Source organism: Actinomadura madurae (assembly GCF_047130825.1).
Lineage (GTDB): Bacteria > Actinomycetota > Actinomycetes > Streptosporangiales > Streptosporangiaceae > Spirillospora > Spirillospora madurae.
This window is the reverse complement of record NZ_CP083237.1, coordinates 6,271,024-6,288,304: the sequence shown is the minus strand read 5'-3', so window position 1 is coordinate 6,288,304 and position 17,281 is coordinate 6,271,024. Positions and strand designations below refer to the sequence as shown.

Below are 17,281 nucleotides of genomic sequence, written 5' to 3'. Positions count from 1 at the left end.
CCGGGTTGCGCGCCAACCGCCGCAGCCCCACCGTCCACCCGTCAGGCCAGCGAAAGGCAGCGCCATGAACGACACGCGGACCCCGGCCGCCCCGGCGATGACCATCGGCGGCATCGACATCGCCATCGGAGGACGCGAACGTCCGCGGGATGACATCGTCGCCATCGCACGTGCGGCCGACGACGCCGGAGCGGGCGCGGTCTGGGTCACCGAGGGCATCGGCCGGGACGCCTTCTCCGTGCTGACCGAGCTGGCGCTGCGGACCCGGCGGATCGGTCTGGGCACCGGCATCGTGAACGTCTTCAGCCGCACCCCCACCGCGCTCGCCCAGGCCGCCGCCGGACTGATGGAGGTCATGGGCGACCGGCCGCTGAACCTCGGCCTCGGCACCAGCGGGCGGGCCCTGGTGGAGCAGTACCACGGGGTTCCCTTCGACCGTCCGGTCAGCCGGCTTCGAGAGGCGGTCCGGGCACTGGACGGCGGGTTCACGACCGGAGCCCTGCCCGAGCGGGGGGAGATCTTCTCCCACACCGGCCTGTCGCTCGGCATCACGACCGATCGGGCGCGCCTGCGCCTCTACGTCGCCGGGCTCACGCCGAAGACCATCGAGGTGACCGCGGCGCACGCCGACGGATGGCTGCCGATCTGGCCGTCGAGGACGGGTCGCGGCGGGCAGCTGGCGGACCTGGGGAAAGCGGCCGTCACCGCGGGGAGGCCGATGCCCGCCGTGGCCGGCTACATCTACGGGGTCGTCGGAGCGGAGCGCGAACTCAGCCGTCATCTGCGGGCGACCCTCGCCTGGTACGTGGCGGCCAACGGCACCGCCTACCGGCGCCTGTTCGAGCGGTATGGCTTCGCCGACGAGGTGGCGCGCATCCGTGAGCTGTGGGCCGCCGGGAAACGGGACTTGGCGCGCGCCGCCGTCTCCGACGAGATGCTCGCCGATACGACGCTGCGCGGGACACCCGCCGCGGTTCTGCGGCAGGCCGCGGAGTTCCGGCGGGCGGGCATCGATCGGCCGGTCCTGCGCCTGCCCGGGCAGGTTCCCACCGCCGACTGCGTCGGGATGATCCACGCGCTCGCCGGGGAATCGGGAGGGTCCGGCAGCCGGGGCGGTAGTCCGAGACGAGCCGGAGAGAACCTCTGATCATGCGCGACGATCTGCCCGGATACCGCGAGCTGCCCCTGCTGCACACGGACGGGGACTACCGGCATGCCTGGGACGTGTACCCGCCGGGCGAGAACCTGGGATGCCTGCGCAATCTGACCTCGCGGGCCCGGCGGCGCGGCTTCGCGACGGTCCGTGAGAACACGGTGGTGAACATCTCGCTCCCCATGAACCACCCCGACCCGCCGCTCTTCGGCAGGCAGCCGCTTCAGCACACGGTGTTCTCGCCTTCGCGCAATGTCATGGACGACCGTCTGGATCGCTTCTTCACCCAGGCATCGACCCAGTGGGACGGCTTCCGGCACGTCAGAGCGCGCGAGTTCGGATTCTTCACCGGCCATCCGGGAGGCTTCGAGGCGGATGACGACCGTCTCGGCGTCAACCACTGGGCTGAGACCGGCATCATCGGCCGTGGTCTCCTCGTCGATGTGTCCGCGCGGTGCCCCGCCACACCCGGCGAATGGGCCGCCGGGGGCCATGTGATCGACGCCGATGCCCTGGCGCGTGCCGTGGACGACGCCGGTGCCGAGGTGCTTCCGGGCGACGTGCTGTGCGTGCGCACCGGCTGGATGCGGTGCTACTGGGAGAGCGACACCGCCGGCCGGGACTGCCTCGCCCGCAGCCGGCGCTGGCCGGGACTCGCCGGGTCCGCCTCAATGGCCGAACTGCTGTGGGACTGGCGGGTCAGTGCCGTCACCGCCGACAACCCCGCCGTGGAGGCCGCGCCCGGCCGGCCCGGGGACGGATCCCTGCACAGGCGGCTGCTCCCGCTGCTCGGCATGCCCATGGGTGAGCTGTTCACCTTCGAAGAGCTGGCCCGGGTCTGCGCTGACCTGGGCCGCCACGAGTTCCTGTTCGTCTCTGTGCCCCTGAACCTTCCGGGGGGCGTGGGGTCGCCGGGAAACGCCGTAGCGGTCCTGTGAGCCGGGATGAGCCGTCCTTGGCGAGCACGAGGCGCCCGGCCGCTAGGCGGGGTGGCGCACGCCGAACCTCTCCAGCGCGCGGAGGTCCAGGTCGGCGCCCAGACCAGGACTGTCCGGCAGGACGGCCTTCCCGCCGCGGATCTCGAGCGCCGTGGTCGCCACGTCGTGCGGAAGCATGGTGAAGAAGCTCTCCTCCGCCGGGATGTCCGCGCATTGCCGGTAGGCGGCGCACATCTGCAGGGACGCCAGCGCGCCCACGGCCGACTCCCCGCTGAGCCCGGCCACGCACGGTACGCAGGCGTCCTCGCAGATCTCGACGATCCGGCGCGCGTTGGCGTAGCCGAGGCGATTGGCCTTCACCGAGACCGCCCGCGCACCTTCGTCGATGACCTGGCGCGCGGCGGCGGGGGAATCCACCACACGGTCGACCAGGACGTCGACGCGGGACCTGCGGAACAGCTCCCGGCGGTGGGCGGGCGGCTCCAGCGGGCAGGGATCCTCGAAATGCGCCACGCCGAGCTCGGCCAGGGCGTCCCCGACCAGCAGGGCCTCGCGCCGCGAGTATGCGGAGTTGGCGTCGACCCGAACGGACAGGGAGTCGCCGAACGCGTTCCTGATGTCCTGGATCCTGGCGATGTCCTCGCGCGCGTCGCCACCGACCTTGACCTTCACGGCGGTGAAGCCGTGCCGGTCCACGGCCTTCGCCAGCTCGTCGACACATCCCTCGCGCGGCCCTCGGGTCAGCAGGGCCGAAACGGTCACCTCGTCCGTCCAGCCGCCCAGATAGGTCCGCAGCGGCAGGCCCGCGTGCCGGGCCCGGACGTCGGCGAGCGCGATGTCCAGCAGCGCCTTGGCGGGGGACCATCCGCGGACCCGGTCCACGGCGGCCTTCGTCCGCTCGGCGGAGAGGGGATCGACGCCGCGCAGCAGCGGTCCGTACAGCTGGCCGAGAGCCTGCGCCGTCAGCCGCGGCGAGGTGCCGGACCATGCCGGGTGCAGCCTCGCCTGCGCGAGACCGGTGACGTCCGAGTCGGTTCTCACCCTGAGCAGGACGGACTCCCAGTGCGTCTCGACGACGCCCGCCCAGGTGACCGGCCGCGGATGCGGGATGGAGACGATCCACGTGTCAAGGCCAACGATCCGCATCCAAATCCCGCCTTCGCCGGTGCCCGATGCCGTCGGCCACGTTAAGCGCCGAGCCCGGGCCCGTTCCGCCGAGCGCACGGATACCCAAGGAACCGGGCGCGCGGATCCAACTGAGCCGCCCCGGCATTCCCGGGCGGACCTCCACGGCCGTCCCGCCACATAGAAAGGAGAGCGGAACGATGACGATGAACCCGGGCCCTGTGAGCGGACCGGAGCGCTGGGACGTGCGACCGGGGCGCGGCGCGCGCACGGCGCGGGCATGGGGCGACGCCCTCACCGAAACCCATGGCGCCTTCGAGGTCAGGCTGCCCGATGACGACGCCTTCACCGGCTCGGTGGTACGCCACCGGCTCGGCACGATGGACGTGGTCGAGTGCCGCAGCACTCCGTTCGCCGGCTTCCGCGCCGCGGACCCGGCGGACGAACCGGGCGAGCAACGCATCGGTGTTCAGATGCTGCTGCGTGGAGTCGAGCGGATCACGGGGCCGCATGCCGGGAACCACGTGCTGACGGAGGGCGGCCTCGACCTGTGGGACGGGACGCGCCCGGCCAGGCTGGAGGTCGTGGAGCCGTTCGCCAAACGGACGCTCATCTTCTCCCGGCGCGTCGTGCTCGGCGCCTGCCCTCGTCTCGCGGACGTCGCCGCGGTGCCGGATCTGGGCCGCCTCCCCGGCGCGCGCCTGCTGGCCCGTTACGCGGACGCGGTGGTGACCGAGCTGCCCGGCATGGACGCGCGTATGCGGGCGACGGCCTGCGACGTCGCGCTGGAGCTGCTGCGCTCCCTGGTGGAACCCGCGCTTCCCGACACCAGGGCCGCGCGCAGGGAGGCCCTCCGTGCACGCGCCCGGCGCTACATCCGGATCCACCTGGCCGATCCGCGGCTCGGTCCCGATGCCGTCGCGCGGGCATTGTCGGTCTCGCTGCGCACCCTCCACTCCGCGTTCGAAGGGAGCGGTGAGACCGTCGCGTCGCTGGTGCGCAGGGGCAGGCTGGCGCGCTGCCGTGAGGACTTGGCCGACCCGGAGAGCGGCTCGATAACCGAGATCGCTTTTCGTTGGGGCTTCACCGACGCCACTCATTTCTCCCAGGCGTTCAAGCGCGAGTACGGCATGCCGCCCCGGGAGGCGCGTGCGCTGAGCACCAGGCAACCCCGCGCTGAACCGATGGTCTGAGCAGGCCGGACGCTCCTAGCGTCGATGCGGGAAGACCTGGGAGGGCGCATGGGCCTTGCTGTCGAGATACGGATGCCGCGGCTGTCGGAGTCGATGACCGAGGGCACCATCGAACGTTGGCTGCACGAGAACGGCGCCGAGGTCGACGCCGGTGAAGAACTGGCCGAGATCGACACCGACAAGGCCGTTGTCGGCGTGGAGGCGGAGGCCTCCGGGGTGCTGGAGATCGTTCTGCCCGAAGGCGAGTCCGCCCCTGTGGGGGCCGTCATCGCTCGGCTGGGGACGAGCTCGACCGCCGCCGCTGAGAGCCCGGACGCGGCCCCGGGCGACGACCGCTCGACCGCTGCCGCCACGGCCGACTCGTCGGCGGCTCCGCCCGATCCCGTCCGGCCGCCGTCCCCCGCGCGCGACCGGGACCGGCCGATCGCCTCTCCGCTCGCCCGGCGTCGTGCCCGCGAACTGGGGGTCGATCTGTCCGCGGTGACCGGGACCGGCCTGGGCGGAAGGATCATCCGCGCCGACGTGGAGGCCGCCGGGCAGGCCGCAAGGGACGCGGACGCCGCCGGGCGCGCCGCGACGGACGGGCAGGCCGCCGGGCGCGCCGCGGCGGACGGGGAGGCGGCCTCAGGGCGTGCCCAGGGCCGGTCGTCGGCAACGCGGCCCGGCGGTACGGTCCGGGCGGTCGCGGCCGGCGGTGACTCCACACGGGCGCCGCTGACCAGGATCCAGCAGGCGACGGTGCGCAGGCTCGCCGACGGCGCGTCCGTCCCGGTGTTCGCGCTGACCGCCGAGGTGGACATGAACGCCGCGATGGCGCTCCGCTCCGCCCTCGCCGAGATCAGTGATCCGGCGCCGACCGTCACCGACCTCGTCGTCGGGGCCGTGGCCCGGGCGCTCCGCGAGTTCCCCCGGCTGAACGCGTCCGCGGACGACGGCGCCGTCCTGCTGCACCCGCGGGTGAACGTGGGGATCGCCACGGAGACCCGGGACGGTCTCATCCTCCCCGTGGTGAAGGACGCCGACCGGCTGCCCGCGCCGGCACTGGCCGCTGTGACGAAGCCGCTCATCGCTCGGGTCCGGGACGGTGCGGCCACCCCGGCGGACCTGGACGGCGCCACGTTCACGGTCTCCAACCTCGGGATGTTCGGCATCGTCTCCTTCGAGGCCGCCATCGTTCCGCCGCAGGCCGCGATCCTGGCCGTGGGTGCGGTCAGGACGCTTCCGCGCTGGCGTGACGCCCTCCCGGGCACGAGCGAGAAGGACGGTGTCGTCGCCGTTCCCGTGATGGAGCTGACCCTCACCTGCGACCACCGCGTCGTCGATGGCGCGGACGCCGCCCGCTTCCTCACCCGCGTGGTCGCCCTGCTGCACCGCCCGCTGGCGCTGACGGTCCCCGAAGCGACCGCCTGACTCCAGCCCCCTGACCCGACACCGCCCTGCGAGAGGAGAACGAACGTGAGGCTGGACAAGAGCCGGCAGATCGGACTGTACCGCCAGATGGTCCGCATCCGAGAGTTCGAGGAACGTGTGAAAGGAACGTTCGCCGAGCATCCGGGCGTGATCCGCGGGCACACCCATCTGGCCGACGGCGCCGAGGCGTCCGTCGTCGGGTCGGTCGCCGCGATGCGTCCCGGCGACCAGGCCATGGCGACGTACCGCTGCCATGGCTATCCGATCGCGCTCGGCAGCGACACCGGGGCGATGATGGCCGAGATCTACGGCCGCGCCACGGGCCTGTGCGGGGGCTACGGCGGCTCCATGCATCTCACGGACGTCCCCCGTGGCTTTCTCGGCACCTCCGCCATCGTCGGGCAGAACATCCCGCAGGGCGTGGGGGCCGCGTATGCGGCTCAGCTGCGCGGGCGCGGTGACGTCGTCCTGACGTTCTTCGGTGATGGCGCGACCAAGCAGGGCGCCTTCCACGAGTCGCTCAACGTCGCGGCGCTGTGGAAGCTGCCGGTCGTCTTCATCATGGAGAACAACAGTTTCAGCGTCTCCGTGCGCACGGAGGAGGAGGACGCGAACGCCGCCGCGGGCGAGCCGCTGGCCGTCAAGGCCAAGGCCTACAGCATCCCCGGCGTCACCATCGACGGCGGTGACCCCCTCGCGGTCTACGAGACGGTGTCCCAGGCCGTCGAGCGTGCCCGTGCCGGTGAGGGCCCGACGCTGATCGAGTCGCTCGTCTACCGTCTGTCGGCGCACGGGAACTCGATCGCGCCACCCGGGGTACCGCTGCACTACCCGGAGCACGAGGCGATCGCGGTCTATGGCGCCGTCGAGGAGTACGAGGCCGCCAAGCGGGGCGACCCGGTACCGCGCTTCCGGGCCCGGCTCGGAGCCGACGGACTGCTCACCGCGGCCGAGGCCGAATCGATCGCGGAAGAGGCACGGGCCGAGATGCAGGCGGCGGTCGACTTCGCGCTGAACAGCCCGCTGCCAATGCCCGAAGCGGCGCTCTCCCATGTCCATGCGTGAGCGTCGACCCCCCGTCTCCGGCAGGAGCAAACAGGAGAGCCAGGAGAGCAGAGCATGAGCCACGAGATTCCGTTCGTCGCCGCGATCGCCGAAGCCGTACATGGGGAGATGTCGCGCGACGAAGACGTCGTGTTGTTCGGGCAGACCATAGGTGAGGACCACTACGAGAGCTTCCGGAAGGCGTTCCCGGGCGAACGCGTCAGGGTGACCCCCATCTCCGAGACAGCCGAGATCGGTATGGCCGCCGGGGCCGCCCTGGCGGGGAAGCGTCCCGTCGTCGACTGCACGATGGCGGAGTTCCTCCTCGTCGCCATGGACCAGGTCGTCAACGAGGCGAACCGTTTCCACTACATGAGCGGTGGCCGTGTGACGGCGCCGATGGTGCTGAAGGCCGGTTACGGATTCGCCGCCGGGTGGGGCGCCCAGCACAGTAATTCCATCTACGGCATGTTCCTGGGCGTACCGGGCCTGAAGGTGGCGCTGCCCTCGACGCCCGCCGACGCCAAGGGCCTCATGACGAGCGCCATCCGCGACGACAACCCCGTCCTGTACCTGCACAGCTTCCTCCAGTTGCTGGAGACAGGGCCGGTGCCCGAGGGCGAGCACGTCGTCCCCTTCGGCGTCGCCGACGTCAAGCGGCCCGGGACCGATGTGACGGTGGTGGCCACCGGCTGGACCGTGTCCCTCGCCCTGGCCGCCGCCGAGCGCCTGGCCGCGGAGGGCACCGAGGCCGAGGTGATCGATCCGAGGACCATCGCCCCCCTGGACACCGAGACCGTGCTGGCGTCCGTGGCGCGCACCGGGCGGCTGGTGCTGGTGGACCAGGCGCCCCGGCACGGGTCGGTCGCCACGGTGATCGCGGGGGAGGTCGCCGAGCACGGCTGGTCGTATCTGCGAGCGCCGATCATGCAGGTCACCGCACTTGACGCGCCGATCGCCTATGCCCGGCCGATGGAGGAGTACGTACTGCCGAACGAGGAACGCATCGTCGAAGCCGCACGGAAGGTCGTCGGCGCGCCGGCTGGCAGGGCGTGAACGGCGACCAGGCACGCGCGGCGCTGCGGACGATGTGGCGCATCCGCGTGTTCGAGGAGAGGGTCGGCAGGCTCAAGCGCGCCGACCAGGTGCCCGGGCTGATTCACCTCAGCATCGGCGGTGAGGGCGTCGCCGCCGCCGTGTGCGGGCAGTTGAGCGACGACGACGTCGTCTACAGCGGCCACCGGGCCCACGGCCATGTGATCGCCAAAGGCGCCCCGCTTCGCGAGACGATGGCCGAGTTGATGGGACGGGCTCGCGGTCTGTGCCGGGGGATGGGCGGCTCGATGCACCTGGTGGACGCCGCGCACGGGATGCTCGGGGCCACAGGAGTGGTGGGAGGCACCGTCCCCCTGGCGCTCGGCAGCGCCCTCGCCGCCCGGATGCTCGGCAAGGACGCTGTCGCGGTCGTGTTCTTCGGGGACGGGGCGGTCCAGTCGGGGGTGTTCGCCGAGTCGGTGAACCTCGCCGCGCTGTGGCGGCTTCCGGTGGTGCTGGTATGCGAGAACAACGGGTTCGCCGAGTTCACCCCGCGTTCCGCGCACACCCCGGTCGAGCGGGTGAGCGACCTCGTCGCCACGTGGGGCGTGACCTCCGCGACGGTCGACGGCAGTGAGGCCCCCGCCGTGTGGGACGCGTTCGGCGAGCTGCTGGACGGGGCCAGGGCGGGACGAGGCCCGGCACTGCTCGAAGCCCTGACGCACCGCCTTCGCGGACACTACGAAGGCGACCCCGACCGCTATCGCGACGCGGTCTCAAGCGAGGAGTGGAGGCGGCTCGATCCCATCGTGCGGCTGGAGGAGACGGGCGTCGAGCGTGGCTGGTTCGACGCCGGAGAGGCGAAGTCGGCGCGGGAGGACGCCGTCGCCGCCGTGGACGACGCCGTCGAGTGGGCCGGGCAGAGCCCGTATCCGACGCAGGCACTCGCCGCGGCCTCGGTGTACGCGTCATGACCCGCACGACCTACGCCAAGGCCGTCGGCGGCGCTCTCGCCGATGCGATGCGCGCGGACCCGCGGGTGTTCGTCATCGGAGAGGACGTCTCCGCGGGCGGCCCGTTCACGATCACACGAGGGCTTGTGGACGAGTTCGGCCCTGAGCGTGTGCGGGACACCCCCATCAGCGAAGCCGCGATCTGCGGTATCGCCATCGGCGCGGCGCAGTCCGGGCTCCGCCCGGTTCTGGAGATCATGTACATCGACTTCCTGACGCTCGCCCTCGACCAGCTCGCGAACACCGCGGCCAAGGCGCGGTTCATGTCCGGTGGGCAGCTCTCGGTGCCGATGGTGCTGCGCACCCAGGGCGGGGCCGGCCAGCGAGCGGGCGCGCAGCACTCGCAGAGCCTGGAGAGCTGGCTGTGCCATGTGCCGGGACTGAAGGTCGTCATGCCCAGCCGCGCCGCCGACGCGGCGGGGTTGCTCGCCTCAGCGATCGAGGACCCCGACCCGGTGGTGGTCGTGGAGAACAAGACGCTGTACTTCCGTGCCGAAGAGGTCCAGGAGCCCATCGAGCCCGTGCCGATCGGTGAAGCGGCGGTGTTGCGCCCGGGCCGTGACGTCACCGTCGTGGCGCTGTCACGCATGGTGCACGAGGCGCTGGCCGCGGCCGAGGACCTGGCCGCGGACGGCACAGAGGTCGAGGTGATCGATCCACGGACACTGGTGCCGCTCGACCTCGCCACCATCGTCGCCTCAGTGCGCCGGACGAACCGGCTGGTGGTGGCGCACGAGGCGGTCGGCGCCTCGGGATTCGGCGCCGAGATCGCGGCGGCGGTGGGCCGCGCGGCGTTCGACCACCTCGACGCGCCCATCGAGCGGGTCGCCGCGCCGTTCCAGCCGATTCCGGTAAGCCCACCCCTGGAGGACGCCTACCTGCCCGGACCCGAGGAGGTACGGCGGGCCGTACTCACCGCCCTGGACCGCCCGCCCCTGCAGACGTGACCAGGCGCGATCGGATAGGCGGCGCGATCACTGCCGGGCACGTCGCTGGTCGATGATCAGAACCAGCCGCTCCCTTTCCGCCCGGTCCAGTTCGGCGGCCGCCTCCCGCACGAGGACGGCATGGCCCCGGGAGGCGGCCCCCTCCGTCCCGAACTCCCTGATCAGCCGCGGCGCCACCGCCTCGGTCAGCGCGACGTGGGGCGACACGCCAGGACGGCACACCCGCACCAACAGGTCGGAGCGACGTTTGAGAGCGGGCACGACCCCCGCGTTGAGCAGTGAGGATTTCCCGCATCCGGAGGGGCCCGCCATGATCGAGAACCTGTGCCGCGGCAGTTCCTCGGTGAGCCGGCGGACCGGCTCGGTGCGGCCGAACAGGAACTCCTCGTCCGCCTCCCGGAAGGCCTGCAGACCGCGGAACGGGCATGGCGGACGCAGCGTACGTTCGATCTCCGGCCAGGCGTCCACGATGGTCGCCGCGGGCAGGCAGTACGCGCTGGGCGCGGTTCCCGCTCCGATCGCCGCCCGGCTGGTGATGCCGACGACCGCCTCCAGCCGGCCGTCCCATACCGGGGACCCGCTGAATCCCGGGCTGACCCGCAGGCCGCTCTGCGCCTCACCGACCAGGTGCAGGCTCCCGACGATGTCGGAACCGCGCAGCTCTCCGGTCACCCACACACCCGTCTCATGGCCGTCCAGAAAACCGAAGACCTGGAACGGATGACCGAAAAGGTCGTCGACGGCCGTCATTGACGAGGGAATGGCCGCCTCCGGCGGAGGGCCGTGCAATCTGAGCCCCGCGACGTCCCCGCGGCCGTCCTCGGCGAGCGGTGCCCAAGCGACCACCTCGGCCGTGAACCTGCGTCCCGACGTGGCGAAAGGAAAGTCGAGATGTATGGGAACAGCCGGTACTCCGTCGGCCATGGTGTCGCGGTCCAGCGAATAATTCACCACATGCGCGCAGGTGACGATCTCGCGCTCACCGACAAGTAGCCCTAGGCCGACCCCGTCGCCCTCCGCACTCAGCACACGAACGAGTCCCGGAGTGAAACGGGCCGCGCGTACACGGCCCGTATCAGTCGGTCGCTCGTCCATCCCCGGGGAGCCCCTCAAAGCGGTCGGATGCGATCAGAGACGTCATTGTCCATCTAATCGCAGACCGGTGCGGCAGGTGTGCCGGTGATCGCTCTGGCCAGCCATGGCAAGCCTCGCCTCCCCATGCACTCACCCGCGATTCCAGGACACGATTCGAAACAGATAAGCTCATTCACTCATAGCAAATATCTAGAGAACGGTCTGGTAACAAACGGAAAGCTTGCCGGAGCGAGTGGCCACTACACGTCGCCGCCCAAGCCGCTCGCTACCGCATTCAACAGCGGCGGACCCCCAGAAACGAGAAAGACCCGTAGGTGTAGACGGACCCCCGGACGGGTCTCCCACGAGGACGGACCACGCCAGCGTCCCCCAGATAGGGACTCGTCCAGGACAAGCACTCCAGCGAGGGCTGGCCGATCGACAGGATCGCCCGTCACCACCGGATCGTGGATTGGGGGCATGCCTGGCCTCTAGGCTTCGCGGGGTGATGGCCCTATCGGACGACGCGCTGCCGGACCCGCTCTCTGACCGGGAACATCGCGTTCTCAGCGAAGCCGGCCTGGCGCTGTTCGCCGGACGCCTGATCTTGGACGCGCAGCCGCCGATCGACGATGCGGTCCTCGATGCGGTGGCCGAGCGCTGCGCCGGGCCGCTGCCCGATCCGCTCATCGCGCTGTGGCGCACCGCCTTTGGCGGACGGCTCGACTACGACCTGCGCGCTGATCTCGACGGCCAGGACGTCCCGCTGTCGTTGGTGGAGCTGTTCTATCCCGACAGCGACGGCTACCACGACCTGTGGGGCTGGATCGATCACGAATGCGGACTGGCCGAGGAGTACCAGCCGGACTGGTCTGGCGGCCTCGTCCACCTGCCGATCGGTGGTTTCGAGTATCTCGAGCGCGTCTACGTGCACACCGCCGCCGGCCCGGACCACGGCGCCATCGTCTGCTGGCGGCAGGGACTGCCACCCGGATGGGAGCTGTCCACCGGCGACCGCACCGGGCGGCTCGCGGACGACCTGCATGCGCTGTTCGGCCGCCTCGTCCTGGATCGGGATCCCTGGGAGAGCCAAGGCGACACGGGCGCAGAGATACGTGACGCCATCGAGGAACTGGGAACCCGTGGCGACCCGGACGCCCGGTCGGCCGCGGCGAAGCTGCGCCGGCTCGTCCGGGCGACCGTGCTCGACTGGCGGGGCGCGCTGGACGAGGGCACGCTCGCCGGGCAGCGTCGGCTCCGGCGGCTGGCCCTGGAACGGGCGGCGGCCGATGACGATGTGGCGCTGCTCGCGCGCCTTGTGGCGATGGGCTGTGATCCGGCGGAGGAGATTGACAGCGGGCTGAGTCCGCTCGAGGTGGCCCTTCGCCATCGGGCCTTCGAGGCCATCGCGTGGCTGCTCGAACAAGGTGTCCCGGTCGAGAACTCCTTGCGGGTCGGCGCGCACGCTGTCGATGTGGACCTTGCCCGGACTCTCCTTGACCGTGGCGCGCCGGTCGACGCGAGCACGGTGACGCGGGCGTTGGAGAACGAGGACCCGGAGGTCGTGCACCTGCTGTCCCGCGCCGTGCGGCCGGACGAGGAGCTCGCCCGGCTCGGGCCGCGGCTTCGGATGCTGGCCGCCCAGGCCGCGCTCGCCGGTGACCGGCTATCGACCCGATCCGACGCAACGCTTGCCGAGCGTGAGCAGCGCCGGTCTTCGGTACTGACAGAACTCGCGGACCGACTCGACCCCGGCCACCGCCGCACCTGACCCCCAACCGGTGCCAGTTCGGGTGATCGACCGGGGCTGAATCAACCGTCGTGTGTTGTCGGGGCAGGATACGTCCACGCACGCGCCGTGGCACCGGATGGATCGAGGCCCCACATACGAACGGATGCGGCTTCGTCGGCGCGCCCTTCGGCCTCAAGGTGGGCGGTCAGTATGTCCAGAATGTGCGGATCGGACAATGAAGGTGTGGAAGCGTAAGTGCGGCCACTGATGATGCTGGAACGTAGCAGATCTTCGGCCTGGATGGCACGTCCGCAGCGCCTGAGAATGTGATCGACCTCCCTCAGCGCCGCAGGATTTCCGGTCTCCGCCATGAACCGCCAGACGGCCACGGCCTCCTCGGATCTTCCTCGTCCTTCTAACAATGCGCTGAGTTTCTGGAGTAGTGGCCAGTGCTGTACCGGTAGTGCGGCTGAAAGTATATCGATGGCCGCGTCGAGGTCCCCGGCCGCCTCAAGTTCGGCAGCACGGTCCAAGGCCGGAAATCGCTGTCCGAATACGTACGAGGAACCATGGCCGGCCATCTCTTGTGGGTCCGGACGGTTTCCAGGCCGGTCTGTTTCGCGCTCGGTTTGGTTCTCGTCCCATCCGGCTACGGCGCTCAACCATTCTTGGGCGTCGTCATCGCCGTTGTCCGCCAGCTGCCCGAACAAAGCCGAAATCCGGTCGCGTCGGCCTGCCTTGTAGAGAAGATCGATCAAGTCACGGCGGCACCGGCGGAGGTTGTCGCGGGCGGCGGGCCACAAGAGCTCTTCGGCCTCGGGGATCCGCCCGGTCTCAGCGAGTTGAGCAGCGAGGAAACGAATTGCCGTGATGTCGCCCTGGTCGGCGAGCGGACGAATCCAGGCTTCGGCCTCGTCGAACCGCTCGTGATTCGCCAGTAGCCAATACACATGGAAGAACGCTCGATCGTTGCCCGCGGCGCTGGCTCGCTTTGCCCAGTGAAGTGCCCCGTCGATGTCGCCGCGATCTTCGGCGGCCAGCGACAGCGTCACCATGCCGTTCACGCTGCCTATGCGGGCACTGGCCTCAGAATACTGACTGGCCAAGACGTGCAGACCTCGATATGCGAGGAACTCCCCCAGGAGTGCATATATTTCAGCGCGATCCTCCCTGGGTGCTTGCTGAGCTGCGGAACCCAACAAGAGCGCGGCCTGTTCGAATTGGCATCGGACAGTGGCTTGTTCAGCCAGAAGGCGCAGCGTTGCCGTTGGAAGCTCATGCGCAAGGACGGCGTCCCAGAATTCACCGGGAATAGGTTGACCGCCACGATCCAAATACTCCCAGAGTGGATCGGCCAGCCGGTAGAACGGCCCACCGGAAGGGATGCCCCGGCGAGGACGTACACGGCTGAGCGGACCCGGAACACCGTGACTGCGGAGAGTGAGTCGCGCGAGAGCTTTCTCAAGCCAATCGTCGGAGAGCTCGTTGAGCTCCAGATCGGTGAGGTAGCCGAATGCGGCATCCGCGAGTACCGGCAACGGCACGTCTGACCCGCAGTCCAACCGCCGGGCGTCGTAGGCGGCATGGATGAGGGCGCGATCTACTGGAGTGGCTGATTGATAGCGGTCGAGCAGAACCGGAACGCCGGCCAGATACTGCGTGACGAGACCGTCGACCGAGTGAGCGGCTGCCTCCGCCAACCGGGGGTCTTCCTCGCCAACGTTCTGAAGCACGGTCAGATCCTCGGCGGTGAACGAATCCGGAATGTGGATCTGATGGCCGACCAGCAACTCCCGGGCTTGGGCGAATCTATCGATGCCGTCTTCAGGACGGGCGCTGATACGGGCCCACTGCTCGCGCGGAAGCGTGGCCAACAACAGAATCGGTGCACGGTCACGTGCGCGCAGCAACTCTCGCAGACCGGACGCGACACGTTCCCCGAGCGTGGGATGAGCCAGGTACTCCTGCGCCTCGTTCAGCCACACCACGGTCTGCTGACCGACGCGGTCCATCCCCGCCAGTACCGCCTCCGCCCGAGTCGGATCGATTGGATGCCACAATCGCCAACTGCGGGGCAGAGCCTGTATCCCTTCCCAGCATGCGCGGGTCTTGCCGGTCGAGGAAGAGCCGACCAGGACCGCGATCGCGCTTCGTCCCTCACTGGCCTCCGCTACGACTTGTGTCAGTCGCGCATCATGGGCGCGTGTGATGTACCGCGGCAGAACGGGCAGGGGCCCGGAATCGGCGGCGGCGCTGATCGCGCGGCGCACTTCTAGCGCGAACGGATCCAGAGTGCCGATTGGCATGCCGACCGGCACGGTCATCTGCGCCTGGACCCACAACTCCCTCACACGGCCGACGGCGTCCGAGACGTCCCAACGTGCAAGACGGGCCAGTACCTTTGCGACCGCCATCGTGTCGCCCTGTGAGGGCGGCAAGCCTGCGTCACCGATGATCCGATGAATGGTGTCCCGACCCGGCCATCCAGCCACCGCCTCGGTTCCCGCCAACTCGGCTTGGTGGTGGATGTCGTCCAAGGACGGTGCGCCGGCCTCGACATACAGGCGGTACAGCAGGTTTTTGAGGTCCTGCAGCGGTCCCGGCGGTAGCCGAGGTTGCGCAATCCGCCGGGGCCGACGTACGGGGCGGCTCTTCCCATCGCCACTCATCGCACGCATCATCTCGCAGATCCGTCCTCAGCATGTCTGAACAGCACTGAAGCCGGTCCTTGCCAGAACTGATCGCGACTGAAACGTCCACTTCCCGAAGCGCCGAGAGTGGTGCTTACGTCGGCCGACGCTCCGATCACCTGCAACGGGCAAGGAGCCACATGACTACCGAAGAGCACCCCAAGACCAAGCGCTGGATCCTGATACGCGCCGCTATCAGCGGCGCTATCGCGGGTGGGGTAAGGGCCATCGTCGACCATCTTCTCGGCGCCTAGCACAGCCGGGGGCGCTGGAGCCCGCTGCTCCAGCGCCCCCGGTTTGGTGTGCGACGCGTCGCCCCACAGGCATGGGCTGGGGCAGCAGGATGCCAGGCGCCACGGCGTTTTCAATCGAGGGCCTGCGACATCCGCACATCGGCACGGGGTGGAGCTCGCCCACCAAATGGGCTTCAAGACCGCTGTCGAGCATCCTCTCAGCGGCAGAAGAGTGCGTTGACGCTTCGACTCTGACGGGACTCGGCCGGATCGTTGGCCACGTGGTCGCGATCCGGCTCGTCCGTCCTCAGCGCTCCCACCGGCACGCTGACCTGCATAACAGCGATGCCCACACCCTCACGGAGAGGGACTCGCCTGGGACGGTCGGCGTCTGAGCGGTATTACCGGTTCTTAGGGGTCAAGTGGTGCTGACGGTAGTGCTCGGCCAAGATGTCGTCGCCGAAGTCGTCGGCGGGGTTGCGCCAGACCGAGTGGATATGGGCACCGTTGTCTTGAGAGTTATCGTGTTCGATCAGCAGGACCGGTCCCTGGATACGGAAGTAGTGCCGGTCTCCGGGTGATGTGCCGCCGGCCCAGGCGAACACCAGGTTCTGCAGGCCGGCGTGCTCGATGTTGCGGAGTTGCGCTGCCGCGACGTCCGATGGCAGCCGCCCGGCGAACGCTTCGACGACGGCGAACAGGGCGCTGAGTTGGTGCTCGCGCAGCGCGCTCCCGGGTAGTCCCCTGGGGTCGTCGCGCACGTAGCTGAGGATGTCGCGCTCGGCCTCGCTGAGCACGTAGTCGGGTTCGGGCGCGAACATCGGGTCCGGCCGCTCGAGGTGGCCGATCTTGGGTGTGATGCGGGTCGCCAGATCCGGCGGCGGTCGATGGTGGATGATCGCGGAGGCACGTTGCGCGGGGTCGAGGGAATTGACGAAGCGGTAGCCGGCTTCTTCGTCATCGGCGAGCGGAGCGAGTGTGCCGAAGGCGGCCGGCTGCGAGCCGAGCAAGCAGGGGGTGGGAGACACATAACGTCCGTCCACCACAGTGAAGTTGAGCGAAACATGGTGCCCGGCGAGTTGCCAGCCCCACGCGCCGGTGTCACCGGGGCGGCCGAACACCTTGAAGCAGTACCGCCCCGGGTCGAACAGGTCTGCGCTGGCCGGACGTTTCACAGCGGTCAGCGCACGGAGCACATGCTCCATGGCGATCACAGAGACGACCTTGGCGTAACCCGGCATGCTGGTACCGGACACGATCAACTCGTGCGCCAGCTTGCGTTGCGCCTCGTCGAGCGCGCCGATCGGCAAGCCGTCGCGTTGCCTGGCGGGCAGAAACGACCAATCACGCCGCTGAGCCTCATCGGCGAAGTCGAATCCGACCCTGTCCCGCTGCACCTCGGTCAGCGCCGCAAGGAAGGCGGCTGCGGCTTCGGCCATCGCACGCGCGGTCTCAGGAGCAGTCCGCGGCAGTTCGTCCACTGCGTCCATCTCCGATCTCAAGGCCTGCGCACCCCCGGTTCAGCGCTTTGCGTCGGCCCGGGACGGGTAAATGTGGGCAACGAATACCAGACTCGAACATCATTGCATGCGGACCATCCTGGCGGCGCAGGCCTGAACCTTTCCTGCTGCCGCGGTGCAAACGTGCCCGAACCGCCCTACAGCCGCCCATCCGCTCATCGGCAGACCAGCGCG

The 17,281-nt window shown here is 69.7% G+C and carries 13 protein-coding genes; 9 read left to right on the top strand and 4 right to left on the bottom strand.

What is annotated here, in order from left to right; genetic code table 11:
- Nucleotides 1-64: 64 nt before the first annotated feature.
- On the top strand, nt 65-1,147 hold the full coding sequence (locus tag K8Z49_RS28650) for an LLM class flavin-dependent oxidoreductase (RefSeq protein WP_021591741.1): 1,083 nt from the start codon (nt 65-67) through the stop codon (nt 1,145-1,147).
- 2 nt (nt 1,148-1,149) lie between these two features.
- Nucleotides 1,150-2,091: a cyclase family protein gene (locus K8Z49_RS28645; RefSeq protein ID WP_075022823.1), complete on the top strand. Its 942-nt coding sequence runs from the start codon at nt 1,150-1,152 to the stop codon at nt 2,089-2,091.
- A 42-nt stretch (nt 2,092-2,133) separates the two neighbouring features.
- Here the strand turns inward: K8Z49_RS28645 and K8Z49_RS28640 are convergent, their stop codons facing one another.
- Complete coding sequence (locus K8Z49_RS28640; protein WP_412515692.1) at nt 2,134-3,237, bottom strand: mandelate racemase/muconate lactonizing enzyme family protein; 1,104 nt, start codon at nt 3,235-3,237, stop codon at nt 2,134-2,136.
- 179 nt (nt 3,238-3,416) lie between these two features.
- Between K8Z49_RS28640 and K8Z49_RS28635 the strand changes: the two genes are divergently transcribed.
- The 6 genes from K8Z49_RS28635 to K8Z49_RS28610 are packed head-to-tail and all read left to right on the top strand — an operon-like array spanning nt 3,417 to nt 9,858.
- The gene (locus K8Z49_RS28635) at nt 3,417-4,409 is read left to right on the top strand and encodes a helix-turn-helix domain-containing protein (RefSeq protein ID WP_024934771.1); all 993 of its coding nucleotides are present in this window, start codon (nt 3,417-3,419) and stop codon (nt 4,407-4,409) included.
- Nucleotides 4,410-4,457: 48 nt separating this feature from the next.
- Entirely contained in the window at nt 4,458-5,819 is a 1,362-nt protein-coding gene (locus K8Z49_RS28630; protein ID WP_412515691.1) for a dihydrolipoamide acetyltransferase family protein, read from the top strand.
- 45 nt (nt 5,820-5,864) lie between these two features.
- Nucleotides 5,865-6,884 carry a thiamine pyrophosphate-dependent dehydrogenase E1 component subunit alpha gene (locus tag K8Z49_RS28625; protein ID WP_412515690.1) on the top strand — a complete coding sequence of 340 codons (1,020 nt, stop codon included), beginning with the start codon at nt 5,865-5,867 and terminating at the stop codon, nt 6,882-6,884.
- 54 nt (nt 6,885-6,938) lie between these two features.
- Nucleotides 6,939-7,919: an alpha-ketoacid dehydrogenase subunit beta gene (locus K8Z49_RS28620; RefSeq protein WP_075022819.1), complete on the top strand. Its 981-nt coding sequence runs from the start codon at nt 6,939-6,941 to the stop codon at nt 7,917-7,919.
- The gene (locus tag K8Z49_RS28615; protein WP_250359101.1) at nt 7,916-8,872 is read left to right on the top strand and encodes a thiamine pyrophosphate-dependent dehydrogenase E1 component subunit alpha; all 957 of its coding nucleotides are present in this window, start codon (nt 7,916-7,918) and stop codon (nt 8,870-8,872) included. The genes K8Z49_RS28620 and K8Z49_RS28615 overlap by 4 nt, the downstream gene beginning before the upstream one ends.
- The gene (locus K8Z49_RS28610; protein ID WP_412515689.1) at nt 8,869-9,858 is read left to right on the top strand and encodes an alpha-ketoacid dehydrogenase subunit beta; all 990 of its coding nucleotides are present in this window, start codon (nt 8,869-8,871) and stop codon (nt 9,856-9,858) included. The genes K8Z49_RS28615 and K8Z49_RS28610 overlap by 4 nt, the downstream gene beginning before the upstream one ends.
- A 27-nt stretch (nt 9,859-9,885) precedes the next feature.
- Here the strand turns inward: K8Z49_RS28610 and K8Z49_RS28605 are convergent, their stop codons facing one another.
- A complete protein-coding gene (locus K8Z49_RS28605) occupies nt 9,886-10,953 on the bottom strand; it encodes a trypsin-like peptidase domain-containing protein (RefSeq protein WP_412515688.1) in 1,068 nt (355 codons plus the stop codon).
- 484 nt (nt 10,954-11,437) lie between these two features.
- On the opposite strand from K8Z49_RS28605, the gene K8Z49_RS28600 reads away from it, so the two are divergent.
- A complete protein-coding gene (locus tag K8Z49_RS28600) occupies nt 11,438-12,703 on the top strand; it encodes a hypothetical protein (RefSeq protein WP_412515687.1) in 1,266 nt (421 codons plus the stop codon).
- A 41-nt stretch (nt 12,704-12,744) separates the two neighbouring features.
- Here the strand turns inward: K8Z49_RS28600 and K8Z49_RS28595 are convergent, their stop codons facing one another.
- Both K8Z49_RS28595 and K8Z49_RS28590 read right to left on the bottom strand, forming a co-directional pair.
- On the bottom strand, nt 12,745-15,345 hold the full coding sequence (locus K8Z49_RS28595; protein ID WP_412515686.1) for a hypothetical protein: 2,601 nt from the start codon (nt 15,343-15,345) through the stop codon (nt 12,745-12,747).
- A 643-nt stretch (nt 15,346-15,988) separates the two neighbouring features.
- On the bottom strand, nt 15,989-17,068 hold the full coding sequence (locus K8Z49_RS28590; protein WP_412515685.1) for a DUF3500 domain-containing protein: 1,080 nt from the start codon (nt 17,066-17,068) through the stop codon (nt 15,989-15,991).
- Between the last annotated feature and the right edge of the window lie 213 nt (nt 17,069-17,281).

Bases quoted from the DNA above. Each gene is read 5' to 3' on its own strand.
- K8Z49_RS28650 (WP_021591741.1), top strand. From the start codon at position 65: ATGAACGACACGCGGACCCCGGCCGCCCCGGCGATGACCATCGGCGGC.
- K8Z49_RS28645 (WP_075022823.1), top strand. From the start codon at position 1,150: ATGCGCGACGATCTGCCCGGATACCGCGAGCTGCCCCTGCTGCACACG.
- K8Z49_RS28640 (WP_412515692.1), bottom strand. From the start codon at position 3,237: ATGCGGATCGTTGGCCTTGACACGTGGATCGTCTCCATCCCGCATCCG.
- K8Z49_RS28635 (WP_024934771.1), top strand. From the start codon at position 3,417: ATGACGATGAACCCGGGCCCTGTGAGCGGACCGGAGCGCTGGGACGTG.
- K8Z49_RS28630 (WP_412515691.1), top strand. From the start codon at position 4,458: ATGGGCCTTGCTGTCGAGATACGGATGCCGCGGCTGTCGGAGTCGATG.
- K8Z49_RS28620 (WP_075022819.1), top strand. From the start codon at position 6,939: ATGAGCCACGAGATTCCGTTCGTCGCCGCGATCGCCGAAGCCGTACAT.
- K8Z49_RS28610 (WP_412515689.1), top strand. From the start codon at position 8,869: ATGACCCGCACGACCTACGCCAAGGCCGTCGGCGGCGCTCTCGCCGAT.
- K8Z49_RS28605 (WP_412515688.1), bottom strand. From the start codon at position 10,953: ATGGACGAGCGACCGACTGATACGGGCCGTGTACGCGCGGCCCGTTTC.
- K8Z49_RS28595 (WP_412515686.1), bottom strand. From the start codon at position 15,345: ATGATGCGTGCGATGAGTGGCGATGGGAAGAGCCGCCCCGTACGTCGG.